Origin of the sequence: Streptomyces xanthophaeus (genome assembly GCF_000725805.1) — a bacterium.
Lineage (GTDB): Bacteria > Actinomycetota > Actinomycetes > Streptomycetales > Streptomycetaceae > Streptomyces > Streptomyces xanthophaeus.
Genome location: NZ_JOFT01000046.1, coordinates 1 through 24,649 on the forward strand (window position 1 = coordinate 1; position 24,649 = coordinate 24,649).

Consider the following 24,649-nt stretch of genomic DNA (forward strand, 5'->3'; position numbering starts at 1 on the left):
TGCGGACCTCGGACGCGGAGAGCTTCTGGCCGGAGTCGGCCACGTTGGCGGCCTTGTCCTTGGGGTCGTCCTTCTTGGCCTCGGAGCCGTAGCCGCAAGCGGTGAGCAGCAGGGGGAGCGTCGCGGTGACGGCGACGGCGCGCAGGAGGGTGAGCGGTCTTGCGGCAGACACGGAGGTGTCCTTTCACGGGAGGGCGTTCAGTGGGCTACGGGGAAGGGCGGGGCAGAAGCAGAGGCAGGACCAGAAGCACAGGCAGGGGTGGCGGCGCACCCGGCGCCCGGTCCCGGCGTCGGCGGCGGGATCGCAGGCTGGGAGCGGACGGGTGGCCGGTGCCCCGGGCTGGATGACGGGCCCGTACGTCGCGCAACTGGACGCGTGGCGCGCGGGCGGTGACGTCGGCCGGGCGCCTGCGGCGGGCGGAACGGTGCGGTGCCGCAGCGGTGTTCTGCGGCCCGGGCCTGGTCCAGCGAAGTGTCAGACAGGCTGACAGATGGCGCTGGACGTACGGACCAGGTCGATGTGCCGACGGGATGTGAGAGGCGGCATGGGGCCCGCGTGGAGCAGTGTTCGCATGGCCACCTCACTTGATTCCTAGTTTTCCCACCTGGTTGGTAGGCATATTGGCAGAGAGGAAGAACCGCCCCAAGAGGCTGACCGCATGCTGGACGCTCTCATCTCGCGATGCGAGAAAGCGCAGGTGGGCCGGGCAGTCGGAGGGGGAAACGGAGGGGAGGCGGAGGGGCCCCGAGGAGTCAGGGATTGGTCCAGGCGTCGGGGGTCTGGCTCAGCGCGGCCACGTCGACGGGCAGGTCGGACGCCGCGACATCGGCGAGGGACACGCCGTCGAGGATCTCGCGCACGTTGGCCCGCAGTGCGATCCACAGGGGGAGCAGCGCCTCGGCGGGGCCGGTGTAGGACAGGTCCGGGGGGCGGACCCCGCGCACCGAGACGAGCGGTCCGTCCACCACGCGGATGACGTCCGCGATGCTGATGGACCCGGCGGGCTTGGCCAGCCGGTAGCCGCCGTTGCCGCCGCGCTGGCTGAGCACGAGACCGCCCCGGCGCATGTCGTTCAGGATGCCTTCGAGGAACTTGTGCGGGATGTCCTGGGCGTCGGCGATCGCCTCGGCCTTCAGCGGCCCGTCGTCCTGCGACGCGGCGAGCTGCAGTGCGGCACGTACCGCGTAGTCCGCCCTTGCTGAGATCCGCATGCGGACATTATCCCGTACGGCTCGGGGCCGCGGGTCGCGGCGGCGGGGCGACCCGCGGCCGCGACCGCCCGGCGCGGGCGGTCCCCCGGCATCGTGACCCGTGGGGACCCCCGCGTCAGTGGAAGGCGGCCGCCACCGCGTGGTGGGAGCCGCTCAGATAGTGCTGCCCGATGGAGCGCAGACGGTGCGCGGCAGGACGGTGGGCCGTCAGGACGCGGGCGTTGCGCCAGAAGCGGTCCAGGCCCGGGGCGTCGGCGAGTTCCAGCACCCGCGCGGAGACGTGCAGGGCCGCCTTCGAGGTCACCGTCTCGGCCGTGGCGACCAGGGCGGCGACGTCCGCGGGCTCCTCGGCGTCGAGCCGCGCACCCGTGTCGAGGGCCTGCGCCATCACCTCCGTCGCCCGGTCGACCACGGCGGTGGCCGTCTGGGCGGCCGAGGCGAGCTCCCCGTAGGTCAGGAAGAGGTCCGGGTCCGTGCCGGGCAGCCGGTGCGCGCGACCGCCCCTGCTGAGGTCGCGGGCTTCGGTCAGGGCGCCCTCGACGATTCCGAGGCCGACGTGGCACAGGGCGAGGCGGAGCGCCGGCTCGGCGAGCGCGGTGAAGGGCGCCGTCGACTCCTCGTCGTGCGGCCGGCGGCCCAGCACCTGCCCGGGCGGGACGGTGACCCGGTCGAACGCCACCTCGCCCGCGCCCACGACGCGCTGCCCGAGCCGGCCCCGGGCGGGTTCGATGCTCACGCCCCGGGCGCCGGGCGGGACCAGTACCACCAGGAGGTCGCCGGTCACGGCGCAGAGGGCGTCGACCACGATCTGGTCCGCGACGCCCACCGCCGTGTCCACGGACCGGCACCCGTTCAGTACGTAGCCGGTGTCGCGCGGAACCAGTGTGAGGTCCGGGCCCTCGGTGTCGTCGTCGGGCTCCGGGGTGCGGATCGCGCCGGTCCACAGCCACTGCTCGCGCACCGACTCCTCTTCGAGGGCGGCCGCGTGGTGCCGGCTCGCGTAGAAGCGTCCGCTCCAGGCGTGTGCGTAGTGGCGGGCGAGCACCTCGCCGACGGAGCTGTCCGCCGAGGCGATCCTGCGGATGACGGCACATCCGGTGAGCCAGTCCGCCCCGCGGTCCGGCCAGGGCGGGGTGAGGGCCGCCAGCAGGCCGGCCTCGCGCAGCCGGGCCGCCTCGTCGGTCGGCGGCTCGCCCGCCTGGTCGCGGGCGATGGCGTCCGCGGCGAGGTCGTCCGCCACGTCCCGGGCGGTACGAAGCAGTGCGCGGCGCTGCTCCTCGGCGGACCGTCGGAGGGTGGTGCTCGGCGTCTTGGGCACGGGCGGCGTCACCGACAGACCCGGACGCCGCCGCTTGGCGCGGGGGCTGGGCGGACAGCGGTGCCACGGGGCATGGCAGAGGTCATGTCGGCTACTCCGGAGCGTTGTCGGGTGGCGTCGGCCGGGTGCGAGGCGGACCGAATCCCCACCTTTCCCATCGGATTGATAGGGATGATCGCCCGAAGCGACCTTCCCGGCAAGACCGCGACCGCATGGTGGACAGTGCCGTCTTGTGATGAGAGATGACATAGCGTCAGATTTCAGCCCGTCAGGCTCGACGGCCCGTGCCTGTCCGCAGTCCGGGCCCGGACGCTATTTCCTATGTGATCAGTAGGGAAGTATTGACGTGTGCTCGTCGGGCACCGCACGATGTGACCATGTCCCCGTCGCAGCCGTTGCTCGTGCGCCGCAGGCACGTTGACTTCCGTCTCGTGGCCAGCGCCGCCTGCCGACCCTTCTAGGCCGTCTCTTTCGGGCATCTTCGCCAGGGCACCGCTTCGAGGCGCGCAGGCCTCCCGGCCGCCGCTTCCCTCTGCACGGTGCGCCGCCCCGCACGGTCGGATCCGTCACGGACGCCCGTATGCCCAGGCGCGGCCGACGCCCGGCATCCGTACGTCAGTCCGAGCAGCCGAAGGGGCTCATCGTGACCACCGCACTTCCCGCACACTCCACCCCCCGCTCCCCGGCCCCCCGTCTCCAGCTGGTTGCGGACCGCCTGCCGGGCGCGCCCGCGGCCGGGACCGACGGCAGCCGTGTCGGCTACCTCGTGTTCCTGCCGGCCGACGTCGACCCGGCACCGCTGATGCAGTCGCACGGCATCCGCCCGGAGCTCCGCCCCCTGGACTCCAGAACGCCTCCGGCTCCGCAGCCGGGACCGGCACCCCACCTCGGACCCGCCCCCTCCGACGATGCCGTCCGCATCGATCAGGCACGCCGGACGGCCGAGGTCGACGGACGCGAACTGGATCTGACCTACCTGGAGTTCACCCTCCTGGCCCACCTCGTGGCCCACCCGTACACGGTCCACACGCGCGACGCCCTCATCACGGGCGTCTGGGGCTACGGGCACGTCGGCGACGGCCGCACCGTCGACGTCCACGTGGCCCGGCTGCGCCGCAAGCTCGGCCCCGCCCACCGGGACCGCATCACCACGGTGCGCAGCGTGGGCTACAAGTACGCGCCCGCCCAGCGCTAGTGCTGTGACCGGAAAGGTCCACCGGGCGCGGACGGCTAGAAGGGTTCGGCGGCGCGCAGGAGTTCCTGTGGGAGGTAGGGGGATTCGACGCGGATGTCCCAGCCGCGTCGGCGGGCGTGGCAGGCCAGCGCGAGGACGTCGAGGTCGACGGAGACCTCCGGATAGTCGGAGCGGTCGCCCACCTCGTAGTACGCACGGTGGGCTTCCAGCGCGTCGGCCACAGCAAGGTTGAAGCTCTCCTCGTCACCCTCCACCAGCTGGGAGAGCAGCACGGCCGGAGGCATCGCGAAGCCCCAGTCCTTGGCCCTCTCGGCCTCGTCGAGCGCCCGCTGCGCGGCCGCTTCGGGCTCGGCGCCCTTCAGATAGGCGTGGAGGGCCTCGCGGTACGCGGTGCAGGCGGAGCCGTCCGGGCGGGCGAAGGCGGGACCGGTGAGGACCAGCGGGGCGAGGTCCTCGCGTACGCCGGTGATCAGGGCGAAGGCGGTGGCCGTCTGCCAGCGCCCGGCACCGGCATCCCTGCCGCGCTCGGCCCGGTAGCGCAGCGTGCGGCCGTCGACATTCACCTCGACCTCGGTGCCCGGCTCCGCGAGCGCGATGCGGAACAGGGCCGCCCCCGCGCGCGAGGCCAGCCGAAGGGTGGCGAGCTGGGCGTCCAGGGTGTCGCCGGGATTGCCCGCCCGCCACTGGAAGAGGCGCTCCTGATCGTCCATCACGCTGCCGAGGCGCCAGACGGCGAGCGGCTCCCCGTCGGCGGGGGCGAACGCCTCCCGCAGGTGCTCCTCGTACATGGCCTCGATCCGCGCGATCCCCTCGCGTTCACAGGCGGGACGCTCCACCACCAGCGGGCCCGCGGCGAGCGCGGCGACCGCGTCCGGACGCCGGTTCCGGCCGAGCCCTGCGACCCGCGGCCCCCGGGTCTCGAAGCCGGTGACCAGCGCGTGCGGGAGGTAGTCGGTGCGAACGGCCGGCGCCCAGCCCAGCGTCCGGTACGCGATCGCGGCCAGGGCGATGGGCACGAGCGGGAGCAGGCTGCTCGGGGAGTCCGCCGGACCGTGCAGAGCGCCGTGCCTGACCAGGAGTTCGGCCAGTGCGGCGTCGAACCCCGGGCGGTCCTCGGCGACCAGCGCCCGCAACGTCCGCAGCGCCAGGCCGTTCGGCTGGTCCAGGAGGGGCTCGCCCGTCTCCGCCGCACGGGTACCGATCCGGTCCAGGGCGGCGTCGACGGCGGCCAGCTTGGCCTGCCCGCTCGGCGGGTACGCGCCGTCGCCGGCGTCGTCCAGGGCCACGGCCGTCAACCCCGTGGCGAGCTCGCCGGCGGGGGTTCCCTTCGCCTGCTCGGCGAACTTCTGCCGCGCGAAGGTGAACTCCTCGCCGTGCCACTTGGCCTTGTCCCTGAGGACCGACAGGCAGAGCGCATCGATCCAATCCCCGGGCGTGACGCTCTCCGCGGGTGCGTCGGCACCCGGTTCGTAGCTCATGCCGAAGTTCACGTACTCCAGGAAGACGTTGAAGCTGCAGTGCGGGTGGTACGCCGCGTACGCGACGGCGCCGGCCGCGGCCTCGGAGGCGTCCTTGAGGGCGGTCCTGGCCTCCGCGGTGTCGAGATCGGTCGTCTCGACGGACAGGGCGCCCAGGTAGTCGAGGAACTCGTCGGCGATCGACTGCCACTCGTAGGTGGCCATCCGGCCGGCCCGCGACATGGACCGCACCTGACCCCCGATGCGGTTCGTGAAGTCCTCGCGTGCCGCCGACACGACGGCCCCGCTCACCTGGTGACGCTCTATGTGCACTGCCCTGCTCCTTGATCGAATCCCTGCGACCAGCCTAGGCCGTCCCTTTCGGACCGTGCCGGGCAGCGCGGGCCCGGCACGATCCCGAAGGGACGGCCCGGGCGTCAGCGCAGCGACGTGGGGTGCGGGCACCCCGGCAGGGCCGGGCGTTCCTTCGTGCGTACCGCGGGGAGCCATGCCCCGGGGGCCGCGGATCCGGACGGGAGGCGGACCCGGTACCAGCGGGTGGACCGCAGGTCCTCCTCGTTGATGACGGGCTGCCCGTCGGCCAGCTGGCACTCGGCGGCGAGGACGTCGCCGTGCCACACCCGGGTCGGTACGACGTTGCCCGCGGCGTACGGCTCCAGGGGATCGATCGCCAGACCCAGACTGCACTGCGGGTCCCGGTCGGCCCGCTCCTGGCAGCCACGCTCCGCGTTGAACACCCGGACCGTGCCGGCCGCCGCGTCCGCAGGGCCGCCCGGTGCGGACGGGCCCACCCGTGCGGCGTCCGAGCACAGGCCCGCCCCGGCGATCCCGCAGAGCGCGGTGGCGAGGAGCGCGGCCCGGGCCCGGCCCTGCAACCTGCCCGCACCCGCACCCGCACCCGCACCTGACGTCCCCTGGTGCGCGACGATGCGGGCCAGAAGGCTGTCGGCGGTGTGCCGGGCTCGCGCCGCATGGGTCGGGGCGAGGCAGTCGGCGGCCAGCGCGCGCCAGAACGGCGGCAGGGCGTGGTCCATGCGCAGCGGGGCACGCCCGGCGCCGTACTCCTGGACCGCGGCCCCCCGCGCCACCGGTGTGGCCCCGGCGAACGGTGAGGCACCGGAGGCGAACACCTCGTGGATGACGATGCCCAGGGCCCAGATGTCGGCGCTCGGCCGGACCTGTACGCCGAGTTCCCCGAGGGGCGCCCGCCAGCGCTCGGGCGGCAGGTAGTCCAGGGTGCCCATGGGAGGCACGTACCCGTGCGTCCCCGTCAGCTCGGTGGCCAGGCCGAAGTCCGAGAGCTTCACGGAACGGTCCGTGCCCAGCAGGACGTTCTCGGGCTTGAGGTCGGCGTGCACCCAGCCCGACCGGTGGAGGTGGGAGAGCCCCTCGCAGATCCCTGCGATCAGCCGGCCGCGGTCGCCCTCGGGTACCCCGGCATCGACGAGTTCCCGCAGACTGGCCGCGGCCCGTTCCATGACCAGTACGATCGCCCCGTCCAGGGAGGGCCGGTCCGGGGCGGCGAGGACGAAGGTCTCCAGGAACCCGATCAGCCGCGGATGCCCCACCCTGCGCCCGAGTTCGACCTCGCGGCGGGCGGATTCCACGATCCGGCGCGCCTGGCGCGGGGCCAGCCCGGCGGTCGGCATGATCTTGAGCGCGACGTCGGAGGGGCCCGAAGGGCGGTCCGGTCCGCCTGCCCCGCCGGTCCGGTCCGGATGCCCGTCGGCCGGCCGCGCCCCGTAGACCGTGGACCAGCCTCCGGACCCGATCAGTTCGGTGACCGCCCAGTCTCCCACCCGGTAGCCGGGCGGGAGCAGGTCGGAGCGGTCGCACTCCGTCGTGCACCCCACGCCGAGCGGCGGGGTCATCGCTCGGCCTGCCGCTCCCGCCCGCCGGCCCCTGACAGGGGCGGCAGCAGCGCGAGGTGCTCCTCGCGTACGAGCCCGAACCGCAGGGCGAGCCCGACGATCTCCTCCCGCTTGCCGTTGCGGCGGTCGCCCTTGCCGCGTTCGGTGGAGTCCGGGACGCCGATGCGCAGCTTCTCTTCGGCGAGGTAGTCGATGTGCGAGCTGATCGCCCGCGCGGTCAGCGTGCCGCAGTTGGCGTGCCACCTGAGCCGCTCGACGATCTGTGGGGTGGTGGGGACCGCGACGCGGGACTGGTCGCGCAGACGTGGTTCGCAGAGCGCGACGAGGACGAGGAAGTACGTGGCGGTCTCGTCCAGGGAGTACGCGGTGACCGTGTGGTTCCCCCAGGGGACGCCCATGGCCTCCGGGTCCAGATAGACGTGGTCGGGCGCGAACACCTGGAAGGAGACGGCGACGTCACTGCGAGTGGGCAGCACCACGCGCGAGAACTCGAACGGGATGGGCGCCCCGACCCGGCGCGGCGGGACCCTCAGGTATTCCCCCGCCCCCTCCGGGTTCTCCACGAGATAGCTGTGGGTGGTGCTGTGGTTCGTCAGCTGCCAGTGGTCGTCGGTCACCCGGATCTCCCCGGCGAGCCGGGAGATCGCCGCATCGGCGAGCCGCAGCTCGACGGGGATCGTCGCGGAGCCCCGCCCGAAGCGGGCGACCTCGCCGGGGCCGAGCCGTAACGTCACCGCGTCACCGCACGGTTCGCCGCCGCCGGTGCCACCGCTTCCCGGCGGCAGATGGACGACTACGCCGCTCACCGTTCCCCCTGTTCCACGCGTCGTGCTTGTCCGACGAGCGGAACGATACTCATCTCTCAGGGGAGTTCACCGGCGTACTTCGGCCACTTCGGCAGGGGCCCGCGGGCGGGGCGGGCCGCCGGCCCCCGGCGGCGCGAGGACACTCCCCGATCCGTGCTCCGAGGGGCGCCCGGCGACGCATCCGGCAAGGGGCGTCCGGCGTCGTGGCGCGGGGTCACCACGACCGCGTGACAGGAGTGACGGTCGGGGCATTCTCCGGGCCCCTGCCGGGCGGTACGGCCCCATCCCCGAGGCCGGGGAGCGCGGGGACGGCCGGCCGGGGCCGGCGGCCGGGGAGCGGAAGCTGCCCTCCCGCGCCGGGCGCGGATACCTCGTCGTACGCCCCGCAAGGTGGGGAAAGTCACCGTGCGACGAGGGGCGGAACCGGCGGTTCGGCAGCTTCGCGGTGCGACCGGACCACCGTTCGCTCCTTTCGCTTGGCGAAATCCGAACTCCGCGCCCGGCCCGGCGCTCAGAGAGCGGGACTGCCCGGAACGAGGGGCGCGACCGCGCGATCGCCGAAGGCCGTCCACGGCTGCCACCCGCCGTTGGGCCGGACCTGGACGCGGGTCCGCATCCGGCCCTCGGCGGTGACGGCGAAGACGTGCATCCGCCCGGCGGGGTCGAGCGCGGCCGTGGGCGTGCCGGCGAGCCTGACGCCGGGCTCGCCGAACTCCCCGCCGGGATCCGGGCTCCCGCCCGGAGTGACCTGCCAGCGGTGGCTGAGCCGGGCGCCGGCGGGCGTCAGGGAGAACGCCTCCAGCCGCCCGTCGGCATTGGCGGCGAACGCCGGTGCCGCGGCGCTCCAGCCGAACATCGGCAGCCATCCGTCCCAGCCGCCGCTCGGCACGGCCTGCCGCCGGGAGAAGGTCCCCACGCCCGAGGGCCCGATCGCGGCGACGGTGAGCCGGCCGCTGCCGTCCCGGGCCACCCGCGGCGCGGCTCCCGCCGCGGTCCCGAAGTGGTGCCATGAGGCGGTCCACGGGCCGCCCGGGGCCTCCTGCCACCGGTGGAGGATCCCGGAGCCGCCGGGGGAGAGGACGAACGCCTCCAGCCGGCCGTCGGCGTTGGCCGCGACCACCGGGGGCGCCCCCGCGGGACCGCCGAAGCCGGGCTCCCACGGGTCCCAGGCCAGTGATCCGGGTGACCTCTGGCGACGCCGTGCGACGGAGGCGCCGCCGGGGCTCAGGGCGAAGACCTCCAGCCGCCCGTCGGCGTCGCGGGCCACGGCGGGGGCGGCCCCGGCCGGGCCGCCGAACTCCTCCCAGCCGTGCCAGCCGCCGTCCGGGCGCTGCACCCGGTGGTGCAGGTTCGCGCCGCCCGGGGCGAGCGAGAACACCTCCAGCGCGCCGTCGGTGGTGCGGCCGAGCGTGGGCACCGCCCCGGCCGGCCCTCCGAAGGGCTCCCACGGCGACCAGGTGTCGGTGGACGGGTCGAGCTGGACGCGGCGCAGCATCGAGCGGTCCGACGCGTCGAGCGCGAACAGCGTCAGACGGCCGTCGGCATCGAGCCCGGCCACCGGATTGTCCGGGCTCTGCCACGGCGGTGGCGTGTCCCGCCAGAACAGGGGCGCCACGTACAGCCCGTGCCGGAACCAGCCGGCTGCGCTGGCGTGCCAGGTCCCCCCGTCGGCGACCACCTCGACGGCGTGCCCGGGCACGTGTCCCGCGTATCCGGCGAGGTCGAAGCGGAAGGGGTTCCGGGACGCCAGGACGTCGGTGCCCTCGTAGCCGTTCCTCGGCCCGATGAACAGGTAGTACCAGCCGTCCCGTTCGACGACGTACGGCGACTCGGTGACCGATACCGTCGCGTCCGTGCTCGCGTCGGTGAACGCGATGCCCGGATCGCTCCAGTGCAGGAGGTCTGCGGAGCGCCGGTGGGCCACGACGTGGTGGCCGCCCGCGCCCGAGACCTCGGTGTAGTACATGACCCACTCGCCGCCGACCCGCAGCACCATCGGGTCACGCGCTGCGATCCCCCGGAACAGCGGGCCGGACGGCTCGCGGGTCCAGGTGAACAGGTCTGTCGAGGTGGCGAGGTTGACCGCGGCGCCGCTCGCGCCGCCCGCGGCGTAGAACATCCAGAACCTGCCGTCCGCCTCCACGACGTGCGGCGCCCACAGGTGTTCCTCGCCGAAATAGGACGGGTCGACGGTGAGCGCGTCGGGATGGCTGGTCCACGGACCCTGCAGGCTCGGCGCGGAGGCGTGGGCGAAGGAGATCTCCGCCGTACTGTCCGGGGACTCGCCGCGCGGCGCACTGTCCCCGACGATGGCGAACAGGTGCCAGCGGCCCTGAGCCTTGATCAGCGTGTGGTCGTTGAGGTAGCGCGGTCCGGCGGAGGTCGACGGGTCGTGGACGAACGCCATGGGTCCCGCGCCGACCCACTGAGGGGGCGGGCCGTCCTCGGCCGTCGCCGTCGCGGTCGCGGTCGCCGCCACGGTCAGGCCGTCGCCGAGGAAGGTGAGGGCGCCCGCCCCGGCAACGCCTCGCAGCAGGTTCCGCCTGGTGATCGGGGGCATGGGTCTCTCCAGACGGGCCGTGGCGGCCGGCCGTGCCGTACGGGCACGGCCGGCCCCGGGACGGGGGTGCGGGGAGGTCGCGGACGGGTCAGCCGACGGTGGGGCCGGCGGTGTTGTTGACCCACACCCACTCGGACCAGGTGGAGAAGCCGGTCTGCCACCGGTGGTACGTGCCGGCCGCACTGGTGCCGAAGATCTCGATCCGGCCGTCGGCATTGGCGGCGGCGGTGACTTCGGTGCCCCCGTTGCCGAACGCTGCCCATTCGCTGTAGGGGGCGTTGACGGCGGTCTGCCAGGAGTGCATGGCGGTGCTGCCGTTCATGGCGAAGACCTCGATGCGGCCGTCGGGGGTGCGTTCGCTGGTGAGCTGCGCGTCGGCGGGGCCGCCCGTCGGCTCCCACTCCGACCAACTGGTCGCACTCGTCTGGTACTTGTGGAACACGCCCACCGGACCGGAGGCGAAGACCTCCAGGCGGCCGTCGGCGTTGTGGTCGGTGGTCAGGTCATGGCCACCGCCACCGAAGGCGCCCCACGGGGACCAGCCGCCGTTGGGGGCCGTCTGGTACTGGTGCTCGAAGGTGTTGCCGCCCAGGGCGAACACCTCCAGGCGGCCGTCCGGCGACTTCTCCATCTCGACACGGCTGTCGGCGGGGCCGCCGCCGGTGGGTTCCCATGCGGACCAGGAGCCGTTCGGGGCCAGTTGGTACCGGTGCATGAGCCCGACCGGTCCGGAGGCGTAGACCTCGATGCGGCCGTCTGCGTTCACTCCGGCGGCGGTGTCCTTGCCACCGCCGCCGAAGTCCGCCCAGTTCGACCAGCCGCCCGACGGGGACAACTGCCAGCGGTGCTGGAAGGTGTTGCCGCCCAGGGCGAACATCTCCAGGCGGCCGTCCGCGTTCGGGGCGATGGCCAGTTCGGCGTTGGCCGGTCCGCCCAGCGGCTCCCAGGCCGACCAGTTGCCGTTCGCTTCCTGCTGCCAGGCGTGGTGCACGCCCTCGGCACCGGAGGCGAACACTTCGAGGCGCCCGTCCGCCGAACGCGCCGACACCACACGGCCCGACTCCGCCGGATACACCAGCGGCTTGGGCCGCGGACCGCTGCCCGGGTTGCAGGGAAGCACGACCCCGCGCTCCGCGAGGTAGGCCTCGGGGTCGATGCCGTAGGAGGCGGACCGGTCGCCCCAGATCCGCAGGTGCAGGTGGGGGCCGGTGGAGTTCCCCTCGGAGCCCATCAGGGCGATCTGCTGGCCGGCTGTGACGCGGTCGCCGACGGAGACGTCCCGCCGGGACATGTGCCCGTACTCGGAGATCTTCCCGTCGGGGTGCTGGACGCGGATCCACTGGCCGTAGTCGCCGGTGTACCCGGAGATGGTCACCTCGCCGTCGCCCACGGCGTAGATCGGTGTCCCGACGCCGTTGGCGATGTCGACGCCGTTGTGGCCGCTGTGGAAGTGCTGGGAGACGATGCCTGCGGCCGGGCACGCCGCGGTGGCGTCGGTGGTCCGGGCCGCGGCGGGAGCCGTGGCCACCAGCGCGGGCAGCAGGGCGGCCGCCGCCGCGAGAACACAGGTCAAAGCGCGTCGGGACAGTCCGGGAAGCACGAGATGCTCCTCCCCTTGGAAAGCTCGGGGTGAGTGGGACGGACGTGCGGTGCCAGGGGCGCCGAACGGCGCTCTGGAAGGTAGCAACGGAGTGCCGGCCGGCAGACCCCGGAAGGTTACGGACTGACAGGCGGGCGCACTTCGGCTACGGGCCGTTTTCCCACGCGCTCGGGCACGACGCCCCGAGCCACACCGTCGTCAGGTGCGCTTCTCCGAGGCCGTGCGGAACTGGAGGGCGGTCCCGGCGGCCTCGGAGAGGCCCTTCTCGTCCGCCAGCAACACGCTGCCGGACGTGCCGGCGTCGGTCCACGCGCACAGGATCGGACGTCCGGCGGACGGCAGGAACCCGCAGCTCAACGAGCCGCCCCAGGGCCCCGCCTCGAAGCTGGTGACCTCGGTTGCCCGCGCCCCGGCGAAGAAGTTCCGCAGTTCTTGCGCCGTGGTGTCCGAGCGCTTCTCCGCGGCCAGGCGCGCGTCCCACTCGGCGGCGGTGATCCGGAGCACGGCGCCCACCGGCCCCTGACCGGGGCCGTCGTAGAACCACTGCTTGCCCGAGTACCCCTTCCCGGAGGTCTGCTGGTCGTATGCGGCGGCTTCCGCGCCGGTGAGCAGCCGGTACGCGCCGACCTGCGGGGCCGCGTCGATGACGCGCCCGGGCCCCGGGGGCTTCGATCCGTCGGCGGGAGCCCGGTCTGCGGTCTCCTGGCCGACGGGGGCCGCCTCGGCGGCAGGGGGCTCCCCGCCGGAGGAGGTGAACGCCTGCACCAGACCGGCGGCGGCAACGGCCAGCAGCACGCCGCGGATGATGTTGCTGCGGCGTACGGCCAGCGCGCCGGCTCGCTCGGCGTCCACCGCACCGGTCGGCACGGGACCGCGGCGCCAGGTGCGGGTGGCGAACCAGATGACGGCCATGGCCACAGCGGCGGCGAGAAGCGACCCCAGCATCTGGCCGTCGGCGTAGCTCTGCGAGGTCGTATCTGAGGGTGGTTGTGATCAGTGGCGAGCAGGCATCGACGGACCGGGTCCGGACGGCTGCTGCCGCCCGCTGTTCCCGATCGTCGGACCAGGTCAGCGGGCGGCGGGCGGACCGCATCCGGCTCGGGCCGGGCGGTCACACCACTAGGCCGTCTCTTTCGGATCTTGCCGGGTCCGCGCCGCCCGGCACCGCGCCTCGCCGCACTGCCGGGGCAACCGAGTACGTCCAGTACACGGCAGCCCAAGATCCGAAAGAGACGACCTAGCCGACCGCGGGGCCGGAGTCGTTCAGCCAGCTCCACTCCGACCAGCTGGTGAACCCGGTCTGCCAGCGGTGGAAGACGCCGGCCCGGCTGGTGCCGAAGGTCTCTATGCGGCCGTCGGCGTTGTTGGCCGCGCCGATCCCGGTGCCACCGCCGCCGAAGGTCTCCCACGGTGCGTACGCGGCGTTCGGGCCGGTCTGCCAGGCGTGGCTCGCGGTGTCGCCGTTGATCGCGAACACCTCGACCCGGCCGTCGACCGAACGTGACGTGGTCAGCTCGGCGTTGGGGATCCCGCCGGTGCCCGCCCACTCCGACCACGTGCTCGGGCTGGTCTGCCAGCGGTGGAACACACCGGTGGCGTTGGAGGCGAACACCTCCAGCCTGCCGTCCTGGTTGTAGCTGGCGGTGACGGCGTGCCCGCCGCCGCCGAAGTTCTCCCAGGCGGACCAACCGCCGTTGACACCGGTCTGGTAGAGGTGCTCGAACGTCGAGTCAGACAGTGCGAACACCTCCAGCCGCCCGTCGGGTGCGTTCTCGACCGCGAGCCGTGCGTTGGCCGGGCCGCCGCCAGTGCCCTCCCAGCCGGCCCAACCGCCGCTGGGCGCGGTCTGCCACCGGTGGAACACCCCGCCCGGATTCGAAGCGAACACCTCGATCCGGCCGTCCGTGTTGGTGCCCGCCGCCAGTCGGTATCCGCCGCCGCCGAAGTTCTCCCAGGTGGACCAACCCGCACTGGGCGCCGTCTGCCACATGTGGTCGAAGGTGCTGTCCGACAGCGCGAACAACTCCAGCCGTCCGTCCGCATTGGACGCCACCGCCAGCTGGGCGTTGCGCGGACCGCCCGCGAACCGCCACTGCGACCACGCGCCGTTCACCGTGGTCTGCCACGCGTGGTACACGCCGTCGGCACCGGCGGCGAAGGCCTCCAGCCGTCCGTCCGCGGACCGCCCGGACACCACCCGGCCCGAGGCGTAGGGGTGCTTGGGGCCGCCGCCCGTACCGGACCACAGGGCGCCTGCGATGAGCGCCGCGTCGTCCGCCTCGATCGCGTACAGGCCGCGCAGGTCCTCCCGCGGCCGCTGCACGTGCCAGCACACCTCGCCGATCGCCTCGTTGTTCCACGAGCCGCCCGGGTACTGCTGTTCCATCGCGTCGAGGAAGGCGTTGGTGGCGTAGGCCGGGTTCAGGCGCTGCTCCCGGGTACCCCACCAGTCCTGCTGCTGGAACAGCCCGAGGCTGGTGTAGTCGACGGCCTGGGCGTAGTTGTTCATGCTGCTCTCCACGATGATCGTGGCGATGGCGATCGTCGCGGCCCGCGGGTTCAGGCCCCGGTCCTTCACCGCCTGCGTCACCATCCGCGCGCACGACACCTTGTAGGCGTTCAGGTAGCCGGCCATCTTCGCGTGCAGTTGCGGGTTGAGCTGGTCGGCCATGATGCCGTCGGTGGCCGACGGACCGGCCGGATCGCAGGGCACGGTCGGAATGGCCAGCCCCTGCGGGCCGCTGAAATAGCGGGAGACGCCGGACCGGTCGTCGCCCGGGCGCGGAGCGGGGTCCTGTCGGGCGCTTGCCACCGAGGTGGTCATCGCGATGACCAATGCCCAGATGCCGGCCACGAAGGCCAGTCTGGTGAACACGCGGCATAAGCCGATTCTTGCCATGGTGTGCCTTTCCGGCGTGAGTTGAGGTCGGGTGAGGTGTGGTGCACGGAGCTCAGCTCGTCGGCGGCCGACAGTAGGGGGAGCCGATGAAATGCCGATGGAATGGGCCGCTTCCTCACCGGTGGCCGGGCCCTGCGCGTTTCATCGGGATGTCATCGGCGGCTGCCACTGTCGTGCGGTGACCTCGGCCGACCGCGTACCGCATCGGGAAGCAGACGCACAGGCCGACAACATGGGGAGGATCGAATGCGAGCAAAGAGGATCACGGCCGCCCTGGCCGGACTCCTGCTGACAGCCGGGCTTTCAGTGGCACAGGGGTCCACGGCTCAAGCAGCGGCTTCGTGCGAGGGCACCTACACGATCGTCGTCGGCGGCACGGGCAGCTCATGGAACAACGACGGCTTCACCGGCAACATCCAGCAGCACGTCGGGTACCCCACCCAGATTCCCAACGGCGCGAGCGCCCGGGCCGGCGTCAACGAGCTGAACCGGCTGGTCCGCGACCAGCGCGCCGCATGTCCGGGCCAGCACGTCAAGATGGGCGGCTATTCGCTGGGCGCCGCGGTGGTGCACATCTGGGTCACCGAGAACTGGCAGACCTTCGACAACGTCAACGCGATCCTCATCGCGGACCCCAAGCGCCAGGCCCCGCCCGGCGCCAACGGCGGAGCCGTACCGTTCGGCGGTTTCATCGGCGCTCCGCTCGCGGGCGCCGACCGGTTCTTCGGCAACATCCCCGTCAAGTCGATCTGCCACTGGGACTACGTCTGCGACGAGTCCGCCGGCATCTGGACCTACCCGGAGAACCACATCAAGAACTACCCCATGGACTTCAACATGGACCACCACAACGACGGCGCCCACGAGCAGTGGTACAACGGCGCCTGGTATCCCTGGTAGGCACGTACCACCCGTCGGCCGGGTGCGTCAGCGATGTCTCGTCGTCCCGTCACGACGTGCCCGCGGCCACCCGGCCGAGGGAGCCGCGCCGAGCCCGGTCTCGTCGCCGCGCAGGATCATCCGGTGCGTACGCCGCAGCATCTGGCTCGGCAGGACCCCCAGTTCGTCGGCCAGACGGCGCCGCGTGCGGTCGAACGCGGCCAGGGCGTCGGCCTGGCGGCCGTTGCGGTACAGCGCCCGCATCAGCATCGCGGCCAACGGCTCGTTCAGGGGGTGCTCCGCGGACACGGCGAACAGCTCGGCGATCGCTTCCGATTCCTGGCCCAGGCGCAGCTGCCACTCCAGCTTCCGCTGCACGATGGCGATCCTGCGCTCGGTGAGGCGCATCCGCTCCAGTTCGGCGAGCGGCCCGGGCAGACCGGCCAGGAGCTCCCCGCGGAACAGCGCCAGGGCCTCGGCGCACAGGCGGACCGCTTCGGCCGGTTCGCCCGCCCGGTCGGCCCCAGCGCTGTCGGTGACCAGTTCCTCCATGCGCGCCACGTCCACGTCGACCGCGCCGGGAACCAGCCGGTATCCGTGCCGGGCGTGCTCGATGACCGAGTCCGGGCCGTCCCCGAGGCGCAGGCTCTTGCGTAATCGGTAGACGTACACCGGCACCACGTTCGCCACCGGCGGCTCCATCCCCCATACGTCGTCGAGCAGTTCCTGCTGGCTGAGGGTCCGCCCCGCGCACAGTGCCAGCGCCGCCAGCACCGCTTGCTGGCGCAGGTGCCCCAGGTTCAGCGGCCGCCCGTCCCGGCACGCCCGCAGCGGTCCGAGGACGGAGATGTGGACCTTCGGTCCGGCCGCCCGGCCGGCGGCGGCTCGCAGTACCGGGCCGGCGGACCGCGTGCGGGGGCCATGTCCGGGGACGACGAGGCCGCAGTCGAAGGCGTGGACGATGGCGGCGGCCCGGTCGCGCAGACCGAGCTTCACGAGGATCCGCGCGAGGTGCTCGGCCACCGCCTCCTCGGGGACGGCGAGGGCCGCGGCGATCTCCTCGTCCCGCAGGCCGCAGCCGACCGCGGAGAGCACCCTGCGCTCCTGTTGCCCGAGCCCGGCGGCATCGGGGCGGTCGGTGGTGGCGGTCGTCGGCATCGATGCTCCCCGGGCGCCGGGCTGGGCGGTCTGACGGGCGCCGTCGACAAGGTAGTGGGGGGAGCGCCGGGCAAGACATCCGGAACGATCCGGAGTGACACGCACGACCGGGACTCCTTCCCGCCCGCCAGGACCGCCCGCCAGGACCGCCCGCCAGGACCGCCCGCCACGACCGCCCGCCGCGACCGGCCGCCGGGCTCGGCCGCCGGGCTCGCGGGCGCCGCCCGGCGAGGGCGCGCTGCGGGTCGCCGGGTCCGGCCCCGGGGACGATACTGAAGGTCACGGTGCGTGGAGGCGACATGCGTGAACCGGAGCGTCGTGCCCCGAGCCCGCCCTCGGTGCCCGTCAGCGAGACGGCAGCGGTCGTACTGGACGACACCGGCGTGGTCGTCGCCCGTACGCAGGGGGCCGCGAGGCTGCTGGACTGCCCGCCGGGGCAGACCTGTGCGCCCCTGCTGGGGCTGCTGCCGCCCGCTGGCACGGACACGGGACCGGCAGCGCGCCCGATGACCGTTCCGAGTGACGGTCCGGGCGATCTGGGCGGTCAACAGCTGGCTCTGGACTGCACGGTCGTCCGGCTCACCGCTCGCACTCCGGGCGATGGCGCAGCCCCAACCCCCGCCCCCGCCCGGTGGCTCGTCCTGATCACCCCGGCGGAGACCGCGGCGGAGGCGGCCGAGCGCGATGCGCGGCGACGCCGGACCGGGCTGTCCCACGCCGCCGCCGCGGGCATCGGCACCTCCCTGGACGTGACGGAGATGGCCGAGACCCTCGTCGATCTGCTCGTCCCGGATTTCGCCGATCTGGCGACCGTCGACATCGCAGAGCAGGTGCTGGTGGGCGACGAGCCCCCGCACCTCGACGCCAGCGGCGACGTCCGCCTGCGCCGGACCGCAGCCGCGCAGAGCCCGGAGATATCCGCCGAGGACCTCCTGGCCGTGGGGGAGGCGCTCCCTCCCGTCGGGGACAGCCCGTTGATGCGTCCCCTCATGCAGGGGCTGCCCGTGCTGGTGCCCGACATCGCCGTCCTGCACGCGAAGCTCGGCGTGGATCCGCAGGGCCTGCGCCTGTTCGTCCCCCGCGGGGCCCACTCCTCCGTGGCGGTTCCGCTCTACGCGCGCGGTCTGGTCCTCGGCTGCGTCACGGTCTGGCGCAGCCAGCTGCCCTCCGCGTACGGCGAGGAGGACGCCGCCCTGCTCCAGGACGTCGTCTCCAGAGCCGCACTCGGCGTGGACAACGCCCGCCGCTACACCAAGGAACACCGGTCGGCGGTGGCCCTGCAGCGGAGCCTGCTGCCGCGCTCGGCCGTGGACTGCGCCGCCGCGGAGACGGTGGGCGTCTACCAGCCGGCGGGCGTCGGCTCGGGAGTCGGCGGGGACTGGTTCGACGTGATCCCCCTGCCGTCGCTGCGCATCGCGTTCGTCGTCGGCGACGTCGTCGGCCACGGCCTCGATGCCACCGCGGCCATGGCGCGACTGCGGACCGCGGTGCAGACCCTCGCCGACCTCGATCTGGACCCGGGCGAGCTCCTCACGCACCTGGACGACCTGGTGCTCGGCCTCTCCGGCGAGGAGACGACCGGCGACTCCCGATCCGAGACGGCGGTGCTCGGAGCGACCTGCCTCTACGCCGTCTACGACCCGGTGACGAGGCGGTGCGCCGCTGCCACGGCGGGACATCCGCCGCCCGCACTGCTCCCGCCCGGTGAGGAGCCGGTCTTCGTCGGCCTGGTGCCCGGACCGCCCCTGGGGGTCGGCGGAATGCCGTTCGAGGTGACCGAGTTCGATGTGGAGCCCGCCAGCCTGCTCGCGTTCTTCACCGACGGACTCGTCGAGAGCCGCGGCGGCGACATCGAGGAGGGGATGGAGAGGCTGAGGAGCGCCCTCGCCGACGCCGACCCCGGCCGCTCCCTGGGTGAGGTCAGCCAGAGCGTCTTCGCCGGCGTGCTGCCTCACGAACCCGCCGACGACGTCGCCCTGCTGCTCGCCCGCACCCACGCCCTCCCGCCCGATCAGGTCGCCGCCTGGGAGCTGGAGCCCGACCTGTCGCACGTCGCGCACGCCCGTGAGCTGGTGGTCGGCCAGCTGGCCGACTGGCAGCTGGACGACCTGAGTTTCGTGACGGAGCTCGTCGCCAGCGAACTCGTCACGAACGCGATCCGCTACGCCGGGGGACCGGTCGGGCTCCGCCTGATCCGCGACCGGGTACTCGTCTGCGAGGTGTCCGACCCCAGCAGCACCCAGCCGCGCCTGCGCCGTGCACGGGAGACGGACGAGGGAGGACGAGGGCTGTTCCTCGTCGCGCAGCTCACCGACCGCTGGGGCTGCCGGTTCACGAGCACGGGCAAGACCATCTGGACCGAACAGCCCATAGGCGGCCCCCCGGCCGAGGGCCTGTCCGGCTGATCATGTGACTACTAGGCTGCGACGATGGAGCGTGCAACCGATGTGCCCGAGAGTCCCGCGGGGTCCGCAGATCCGGCCCGGGTGAACGACTACGACAGTTTCGCCGAGGCGTACACGGCGGAGAACGAGAACAGCCTCGTCAACGCGTACTACGAACGCCCCGGGATGCTGGCCCTCGCGGGAGAGGTCACCGGCCGCCGGATCCTGGACGCCGGCTGCGGCGCGGGCGCCCTGTCCGCCGAGCTGCGCGACCGAGGCGCCGTCGTCACCGGCATAGATGCCAGCGCCGGGATGCTCGCGCTGGCCAGACGCCGACTCGGTGACGACGCGCCCCTGCACGTGGTCGACCTGCGCGACCGCCTGCCGTTCGACGACGCGGCGTTCGACGACGTGGTCGCGTCGCTGGTGCTGCACTACCTGGAGGACTGGGGGCCGACGCTGGCCGAGCTACGGCGCGTGCTCAGGCCCGGCGGCCGGCTGATCGTGTCGGTGGACCACCCCTTCGTGGCCTACGCGATCCAGGAACCCCGGCCCGACTACTTCGCGACCACCAGCTACAGCTTCGAGTGGTCGTTCGGCGGCCGGTCCGCCCCGATGAAGTTCTGGCGCAGGCCCCTGCACGAGATGACGGCTGCCTTCACCGCCGCGGGCTTCCGTCTTTCCGCCCTCAGCGAGCCGCAGCCCGACCCGGCCGCCCGTGAGCTGTTCCCCGAAGACTTCTCTGCCCTCTCGACCAAGACCTGCTTCCTCTTCTTCGTCCTTGAGGTACGGCAGCCGGCCGCGGCTCCGTCACCGGTGGGGCGCGGGCTGTGAAACGGCCTTGGTGACGGTGTCGAAGCGCATCGTGGTGCGGGACCGCCGGTCGTAGCGGTCCCAGCGCGGCATGGCCGGGTGATTGGGGTCGCCGGTGCGGACGAACGAGATCCAGGCCCGGTGCACCGTACGTGCGAGCCCGTCCCTGATCCGGGTGTCCATCCCCGCCAGGAACGGCGCGTGCGACCAGGCGCCGAAATTGTCGAAGACGAACGGCAGGTCCAGGCAGTGCGGGGCGCCCAGGCGGCCGTCGTGCGCGGGGGTGGGGAAGGCGAACTCGTACGCCCAGACCGGGCGGCTCCGGGCCGCCCGCGCTTCCGCGAACGCCAGGGTGGGCTTCCGGAACAGCTCGTCGGTGCTGAGGTCGATCAGTACGTCGACCGGCCGCGCGCCCGGGCGGGCGGCCTCGTAGGCCGCGTACGCCTGTACCGCGCCGTCACCGAAACTGTCCCGCGCCCGGCGGAGCACCTGTTCCCTGCCCGCCGACGCGTACGTCTCGCCCAGCGCGAAGGTGAAGGCGGACTCCTCCGCGGTCCAGCCGATGAGGACGTCGATGTCCGCGCCCGGACCGTCGAGCAGGTTCAGGGCGGGTTGCCGCGCCGCCGTCCCGCCGTCGAGCACCGGCATGAACGGAGCGGTCCAGTGCCCCCATTGCGCCGTGGCCGCGAGGAGTCCGGCAGTGCCCTCGACCAGGCGCGGCCACGGCAGCGTGCGCAGTTCTTCCTCGTCCTTCGCGCCGACGATCTCCAGGTACGCGGCGGTGCGGGCCCGGGACTCGGCCGGCGTGGCGAGGGGCATGGCGAGCGGGACGCTCTGGAGGACGGCCCGGCCGAAGAGCCGGCGGTCACGTCCGTGACCCGCGAGTACCGCGGTGGACAGGGCGCCGGCGGACTGGCCGGCGACGGTGACGTTGCCGGGGTCCCCGCCGAAGGCGGCGATGTTGTCCTGCACCCAACGGAGCGCGGCGAGCTGGTCGGTGAGCCAGAGGTTGCCGCACCCGGCGTCGTCGTCCGACGCGAAGGACAGCAGGCCGAGCGGCCCGAGCCGGTAGTTGAGGTTCACCACGACGAGGTCGCCGTCGCGCGCGAAGGTCTCGCCGGAGTAGTTCGGCATCGCCCCCGACCCGGAGATGAAGGCGCCGCCGTGGATCCAGACCAGCACGGGACGGCGGGCGTCGTCGGGCCCGGGCGTCCACACGTTGAGCGTCAGGCAGTCCTCGTCGAAGGGCGGGAAGCCGTGTCCGCCGAGTACCGGATCGCCCTCGCGGACGGCCTGCGGCGAACCGGGTCCGTACGCCGTCGCGTCGAGGACGGCGCTCCATCCCCGGTGCGGCTGTGCGGGGCGCCACCGGAGGGGCCCGACGGGCGGCGCCGCGTACGGCACGCCCTTGAACACGGCCAGGCCGTCTTCGGTGACGCCGCGGACCGGGCCCGAGCGGGTGCGGACCACGGGCGCGGTGCGGTCATGGGCGAGAGCCATCCAGTGCGTCCTTCCGGAGCGGGATCCGAGCGAGAGCTTGGGCCACCTCAAGTTATTGCGATTTTATGGCGAACGTCAATATTATTCGATCCATCGAGGAGCGGAGGCTCGCATGACGACGTGGCGCATCGGCACCACGGTGATCCACAAGGTGCTGGAGGCAGAGATCACCGTGCCCCTCACCGGAGCCCTGCGGACGCAGGACACCGCGCTCCTGAAGAGGTACCCGTGGCCCGCTCCCGGCTTCAGCAGGCCGGACGGCACCTTCGTGCTCTCGGTCCACGGGCTGCTCGTCGACACCGGTGGGCGGCGGATCCTCGTGGACACCTGCGTGGGCAACGCCCGGGCATCGGTGCCCTTCCTGCGCATGCAGGACTCGGCGTGGCTCGAAGACCTCACCGCCCTCGGATACCCGCCGGAGGCGATCGACGCCGTGGTGTGCACCCACCTCCACTTCGACCACATCGGGTGGAACACGCGCCGGGTGGAAGGGAAATGGCTGCCGACCTTCCCCCGCGCGCGCCACCTGGTCACCCGCGTGGAATGGGAGCACTGGGCGGGCGCGGCGGACGCGGACCTCGACGACACGATGCGGCCGCTGGCCGACGCCGGCCTCCTCGACCTCGTCGCGGCCGATCACCAGGTGTGCGACGGCGTGCGCCTGGAAGCCGCTCCCGGGCACACCCCGGGCCAGGTCTCCGTCGTGGTCGAATCCGGCGAGGAGCGCGCCGTGATCACCGGTGACCTCGTGCACCACCCCGTGCAGTTCATCGAACCGGACGTGGCCTCCCTCGCAGACACCGACACGGCGCAGGCAGCCGCCACCCGCCGCGCCTTCGTCGAGCGGTACGCCGACACCGGAACGCTCGTCATCGGCACACACTTCCCCGCACCCACGGCCGGCCTGCTCCGGCGCGGCGGCGACGCGGCCGTGCGCTTCGTCGCGGCCGGCCCGCGGTGAACCGTGGACTTCCGCCGGCTCACCTACTTCCTCGCCATCGTGGACCAGGGCGGCTTCAACCGCGCCGCCGCGGCGCTCTACGTATCGCAGCCCTCCCTGTCGCAGGCCGTGCAGGCCTTGGAACGCGACCTCGGCAGCAGCCTGTTCCACCGGACCGGCAGGAAGGTGCTCCTGACCGAGGCCGGTAGGGCGCTCGTACCCCGTGCGCGGGAAGCCCTGCACGCGCTGGAGCTGGCCAGGGCGGCGGTCGGCGCCGTCCGCGAACTGCGGGGCGGGCGCCTGGAGATCGCCGCGATGGCCTCGCCCACCATCGAACCCCTCAGCACCGTGCTCCAGGCCTTCACCGAGCGGTATCCGGCCGTCTCGATCAGCCTGCGCGTGGCCCTCACCCGCGAGGACGTGGTCGAGACGGTGCGCACGGGAGGCTGTGAACTCGGGCTCCTGAGCACCTCGTCGCCGCTGCCGGTCCGGGACGTCGTGCCGCACCACGTAGGAGACGACAGGCTCGTCCTGATCACCCCGATCGACGGCCCCTTCCCGCCCGGGCGGGCCGTGCGGGCGGAGCAGCTCGCAGGGCACAGGCTGATCGTCGGGCAGCGGGGGACCGGTATCCGCGCCTACGTCGACGGCCTGTCGGCCCGGGGCATCGACGTCCGCATCGCCGTGGAGAGCGAACACCGCATGGCCTTCCTGCCCCTGGTGCTCGCGGGCGTCGGGCTGGCGGTCGTGACGCAGTCCTGGGCCGACCTGTCGGAACGGGCCGGAGCCCTCGTCCTCGACCTGGAACCGGCCTCCGTCCAGCACAACGTCCTCGTGAGCTGCAAGGCGCAGCTGACCCCGGCCGCCCGCGCCTTCCTGGACATCGCCGTCCCGGCGGCACATAGGGACGGCCTATGAGCCACATCGGGGATACGTGTTGGACCCGGACCGCGCCCGATTGCTGGAATGCGGACCATGACCGACCACAGCATCGCCCTCATACCCGGTGACGGCATCGGCACCGAAGTCCTCCCGGCGGCACGCGAGGTCCTCGCCGCCGTCGGGAAGCGCCACGGCATCACCTTCGCCTACGAGCAGTTCGACTGGTCCTGCGAGCGCTACCTCCGCCACGGCGCGATGATGCCCGAGGACGGGCTGGAGCAGCTCCGCCGCCATGACGCGATCCTGCTCGGCGCCGTCGGCTACCCGGGCGTGCCGGACCACGTCTCCCTGTGGGGTCTGCTCATCCCGATCCGCCGGGCCTTCGGCCAGTACGTCAACCTCCGCCCCATCCGCGTGTTCGAGGGCCTTCCCAGCCCGGTGCGCGCGGCCGTGCCCGGCGAGGTGGACTTCGTCGTCGTCCGGGAGAACACCGAGGGCGAGTACAGCGAGATCGGCGGTCGGATGAACCGCGGGCTCCCCGAGGAAATGGCCGTGCAGCAAGCCGTGTTCACGCGGGCGGGGGTGACGCGGGTGCTCGACTTCGCCTTCCGCCTGGCCGAAGGGCGCGGCGGGCCCCTGACGTCGGCGACGAAGTCCAACGGCATCGTGCACACCATGCCGTTCTGGGACGAGCTGGTGGCCGAGCGTTCCGCCGAGTACCCCGCGGTCGAGTGCAACCAGGAGCACATCGACGCGCTGGCCGCCAAGTTCGTCCTCGACCCCGCACGCTTCGACGTGGTCGTCGCCTCCAACCTCTTCGGGGACATCCTCAGCGACCTGGCGGCGGCGGTGGCCGGCGGCATCGGCATCGCTCCGTCCGCCAACCTCGACCCGCGGGGCGAGCACCCCTCCATGTTCGAGCCGGTCCACGGATCGGCCCCCGACATCGCCGGGCAGGGCGTTGCCAACCCGATCGGCGCGATCTGGTCCGCCGCCATGATGCTCGACCACCTCGGCCACCCCGCGGCCGCGACGGACATCACCGACGCCATCGCCCGCGTCCTGGCCACCACCCCGGTACGCACGCGCGACCTCGGCGGCGTCGCCTCCACCGCCGAATTCACCGCCACCCTCCTCCAGCACCTCTGAGAGGG

At 73.1% G+C, this 24,649-nt stretch carries 19 protein-coding genes; 7 read left to right on the forward strand and 12 right to left on the reverse strand.

All coding sequences use genetic code 11. From position 1 onward, the window contains the following. Window positions 1-475 precede the first annotated feature (475 nt). The 3 genes from IO30_RS48165 to IO30_RS0125175 all read right to left on the reverse strand — a co-directional run bounded on the left by IO30_RS48165 (window position 476) and on the right by IO30_RS0125175 (window position 2,530). A complete protein-coding gene (locus IO30_RS48165) occupies window positions 476-574 on the reverse strand; it encodes a putative leader peptide (RefSeq protein ID WP_386582087.1) in 99 nt (32 codons plus the stop codon). A 179-nt stretch (window positions 575-753) separates the two neighbouring features. Beyond that, the gene (locus tag IO30_RS0125170) at window positions 754-1,212 is read right to left on the reverse strand and encodes an RrF2 family transcriptional regulator (protein ID WP_031146417.1); all 459 of its coding nucleotides are present in this window, start codon (window positions 1,210-1,212) and stop codon (window positions 754-756) included. 115 nt (window positions 1,213-1,327) lie between these two features. Then, window positions 1,328-2,530, reverse strand: a complete 1,203-nt coding sequence (locus IO30_RS0125175) for an acyl-CoA dehydrogenase family protein (protein WP_037895087.1) — start codon at window positions 2,528-2,530, stop codon at window positions 1,328-1,330. 643 nt (window positions 2,531-3,173) lie between these two features. Here IO30_RS0125175 and IO30_RS0125180 point away from each other — a divergent pair. Further along, complete coding sequence (locus IO30_RS0125180) at window positions 3,174-3,725, forward strand: winged helix-turn-helix domain-containing protein (protein WP_031146420.1); 552 nt, start codon at window positions 3,174-3,176, stop codon at window positions 3,723-3,725. Window positions 3,726-3,760: 35 nt separating this feature from the next. Here the strand turns inward: IO30_RS0125180 and IO30_RS0125185 are convergent, their stop codons facing one another. From IO30_RS0125185 to IO30_RS0125215, 7 genes are all read right to left on the reverse strand, one after another. Then, complete coding sequence (locus IO30_RS0125185; protein WP_031146422.1) at window positions 3,761-5,515, reverse strand: immunity 49 family protein; 1,755 nt, start codon at window positions 5,513-5,515, stop codon at window positions 3,761-3,763. A 104-nt stretch (window positions 5,516-5,619) separates the two neighbouring features. Next, entirely contained in the window at window positions 5,620-7,074 is a 1,455-nt protein-coding gene (locus tag IO30_RS0125190) for a serine/threonine-protein kinase (RefSeq protein ID WP_031146424.1), read from the reverse strand. After that, window positions 7,071-7,880 carry a hypothetical protein gene (locus IO30_RS0125195; RefSeq protein WP_031146426.1) on the reverse strand — a complete coding sequence of 270 codons (810 nt, stop codon included), beginning with the start codon at window positions 7,878-7,880 and terminating at the stop codon, window positions 7,071-7,073. Before IO30_RS0125195 ends, IO30_RS0125190 begins: the two co-directional genes overlap by 4 nt. A gap of 511 nt (window positions 7,881-8,391) precedes the next feature. Then, window positions 8,392-10,440, reverse strand: coding sequence for a DUF8189 domain-containing protein (locus IO30_RS0125200; RefSeq protein ID WP_031146428.1), 2,049 nt, complete (start codon window positions 10,438-10,440; stop codon window positions 8,392-8,394). 88 nt (window positions 10,441-10,528) lie between these two features. Next, window positions 10,529-12,040, reverse strand: a complete 1,512-nt coding sequence (locus IO30_RS0125205; protein WP_031146430.1) for a DUF8189 domain-containing protein — start codon at window positions 12,038-12,040, stop codon at window positions 10,529-10,531. Between the two features lie 198 nt (window positions 12,041-12,238). Continuing rightward, the gene (locus tag IO30_RS0125210) at window positions 12,239-12,985 is read right to left on the reverse strand and encodes a hypothetical protein (RefSeq protein WP_031146432.1); all 747 of its coding nucleotides are present in this window, start codon (window positions 12,983-12,985) and stop codon (window positions 12,239-12,241) included. Between the two features lie 292 nt (window positions 12,986-13,277). Next, on the reverse strand, window positions 13,278-14,939 hold the full coding sequence (locus tag IO30_RS0125215) for a PLL family lectin (RefSeq protein WP_031146434.1): 1,662 nt from the start codon (window positions 14,937-14,939) through the stop codon (window positions 13,278-13,280). A 246-nt stretch (window positions 14,940-15,185) separates the two neighbouring features. Here IO30_RS0125215 and IO30_RS0125220 point away from each other — a divergent pair, with 246 nt between their 5' ends. After that, on the forward strand, window positions 15,186-15,839 hold the full coding sequence (locus IO30_RS0125220; RefSeq protein ID WP_031146436.1) for a cutinase family protein: 654 nt from the start codon (window positions 15,186-15,188) through the stop codon (window positions 15,837-15,839). A gap of 27 nt (window positions 15,840-15,866) precedes the next feature. Here IO30_RS0125220 and IO30_RS0125225 read toward each other — a convergent pair whose 3' ends face one another. After that, the gene (locus IO30_RS0125225; RefSeq protein WP_031146438.1) at window positions 15,867-16,976 is read right to left on the reverse strand and encodes a BTAD domain-containing putative transcriptional regulator; all 1,110 of its coding nucleotides are present in this window, start codon (window positions 16,974-16,976) and stop codon (window positions 15,867-15,869) included. Window positions 16,977-17,275: 299 nt separating this feature from the next. On the opposite strand from IO30_RS0125225, the gene IO30_RS0125230 reads away from it, so the two are divergent. Together IO30_RS0125230 and IO30_RS0125235 are read left to right on the forward strand one after the other, a co-directional pair. Then, window positions 17,276-19,381, forward strand: coding sequence for an ATP-binding SpoIIE family protein phosphatase (locus IO30_RS0125230; protein WP_078904816.1), 2,106 nt, complete (start codon window positions 17,276-17,278; stop codon window positions 19,379-19,381). Window positions 19,382-19,405: 24 nt separating this feature from the next. After that, window positions 19,406-20,194: a class I SAM-dependent methyltransferase gene (locus IO30_RS0125235; protein WP_037895090.1), complete on the forward strand. Its 789-nt coding sequence runs from the start codon at window positions 19,406-19,408 to the stop codon at window positions 20,192-20,194. Here IO30_RS0125235 and IO30_RS0125240 read toward each other — a convergent pair. Further along, entirely contained in the window at window positions 20,171-21,673 is a 1,503-nt protein-coding gene (locus IO30_RS0125240) for a carboxylesterase/lipase family protein (RefSeq protein ID WP_031146443.1), read from the reverse strand. The two genes, IO30_RS0125235 and IO30_RS0125240, sit on opposite strands and share 24 nt — an antisense overlap. 112 nt (window positions 21,674-21,785) lie before the next feature. Between IO30_RS0125240 and IO30_RS0125245 the strand changes: the two genes are divergently transcribed. The 3 genes from IO30_RS0125245 to IO30_RS0125255 are packed head-to-tail and all read left to right on the forward strand — an operon-like array spanning window position 21,786 to window position 24,644. Next, window positions 21,786-22,634, forward strand: coding sequence for an MBL fold metallo-hydrolase (locus IO30_RS0125245; RefSeq protein WP_031146445.1), 849 nt, complete (start codon window positions 21,786-21,788; stop codon window positions 22,632-22,634). A 3-nt stretch (window positions 22,635-22,637) separates the two neighbouring features. Then, complete coding sequence (locus IO30_RS0125250) at window positions 22,638-23,531, forward strand: LysR family transcriptional regulator (RefSeq protein ID WP_031146447.1); 894 nt, start codon at window positions 22,638-22,640, stop codon at window positions 23,529-23,531. A 57-nt stretch (window positions 23,532-23,588) separates the two neighbouring features. Continuing rightward, a complete protein-coding gene (locus IO30_RS0125255; protein ID WP_031146449.1) occupies window positions 23,589-24,644 on the forward strand; it encodes a tartrate dehydrogenase in 1,056 nt (351 codons plus the stop codon). The last annotated feature ends 5 nt before the right edge of the window (window positions 24,645-24,649 follow it).

Bases quoted from the DNA above. Each gene is read 5' to 3' on its own strand.
- IO30_RS48165 (WP_386582087.1), bottom strand. From the start codon at position 574: ATGCGAACACTGCTCCACGCGGGCCCCATGCCGCCTCTCACATCCCGT.
- IO30_RS0125170 (WP_031146417.1), bottom strand. From the start codon at position 1,212: ATGCGGATCTCAGCAAGGGCGGACTACGCGGTACGTGCCGCACTGCAG.
- IO30_RS0125190 (WP_031146424.1), bottom strand. From the start codon at position 7,074: ATGACCCCGCCGCTCGGCGTGGGGTGCACGACGGAGTGCGACCGCTCC.
- IO30_RS0125200 (WP_031146428.1), bottom strand. From the start codon at position 10,440: ATGCCCCCGATCACCAGGCGGAACCTGCTGCGAGGCGTTGCCGGGGCG.
- IO30_RS0125210 (WP_031146432.1), bottom strand. From the start codon at position 12,985: ATGCTGGGGTCGCTTCTCGCCGCCGCTGTGGCCATGGCCGTCATCTGG.
- IO30_RS0125215 (WP_031146434.1), bottom strand. From the start codon at position 14,939: ATGGCAAGAATCGGCTTATGCCGCGTGTTCACCAGACTGGCCTTCGTG.
- IO30_RS0125220 (WP_031146436.1), top strand. From the start codon at position 15,186: ATGCGAGCAAAGAGGATCACGGCCGCCCTGGCCGGACTCCTGCTGACA.
- IO30_RS0125225 (WP_031146438.1), bottom strand. From the start codon at position 16,976: ATGCCGACGACCGCCACCACCGACCGCCCCGATGCCGCCGGGCTCGGG.
- IO30_RS0125230 (WP_078904816.1), top strand. From the start codon at position 17,276: ATGCGTGAACCGGAGCGTCGTGCCCCGAGCCCGCCCTCGGTGCCCGTC.
- IO30_RS0125235 (WP_037895090.1), top strand. From the start codon at position 19,406: ATGGAGCGTGCAACCGATGTGCCCGAGAGTCCCGCGGGGTCCGCAGAT.
- IO30_RS0125240 (WP_031146443.1), bottom strand. From the start codon at position 21,673: ATGGCTCTCGCCCATGACCGCACCGCGCCCGTGGTCCGCACCCGCTCG.
- IO30_RS0125245 (WP_031146445.1), top strand. From the start codon at position 21,786: ATGACGACGTGGCGCATCGGCACCACGGTGATCCACAAGGTGCTGGAG.
- IO30_RS0125255 (WP_031146449.1), top strand. From the start codon at position 23,589: ATGACCGACCACAGCATCGCCCTCATACCCGGTGACGGCATCGGCACC.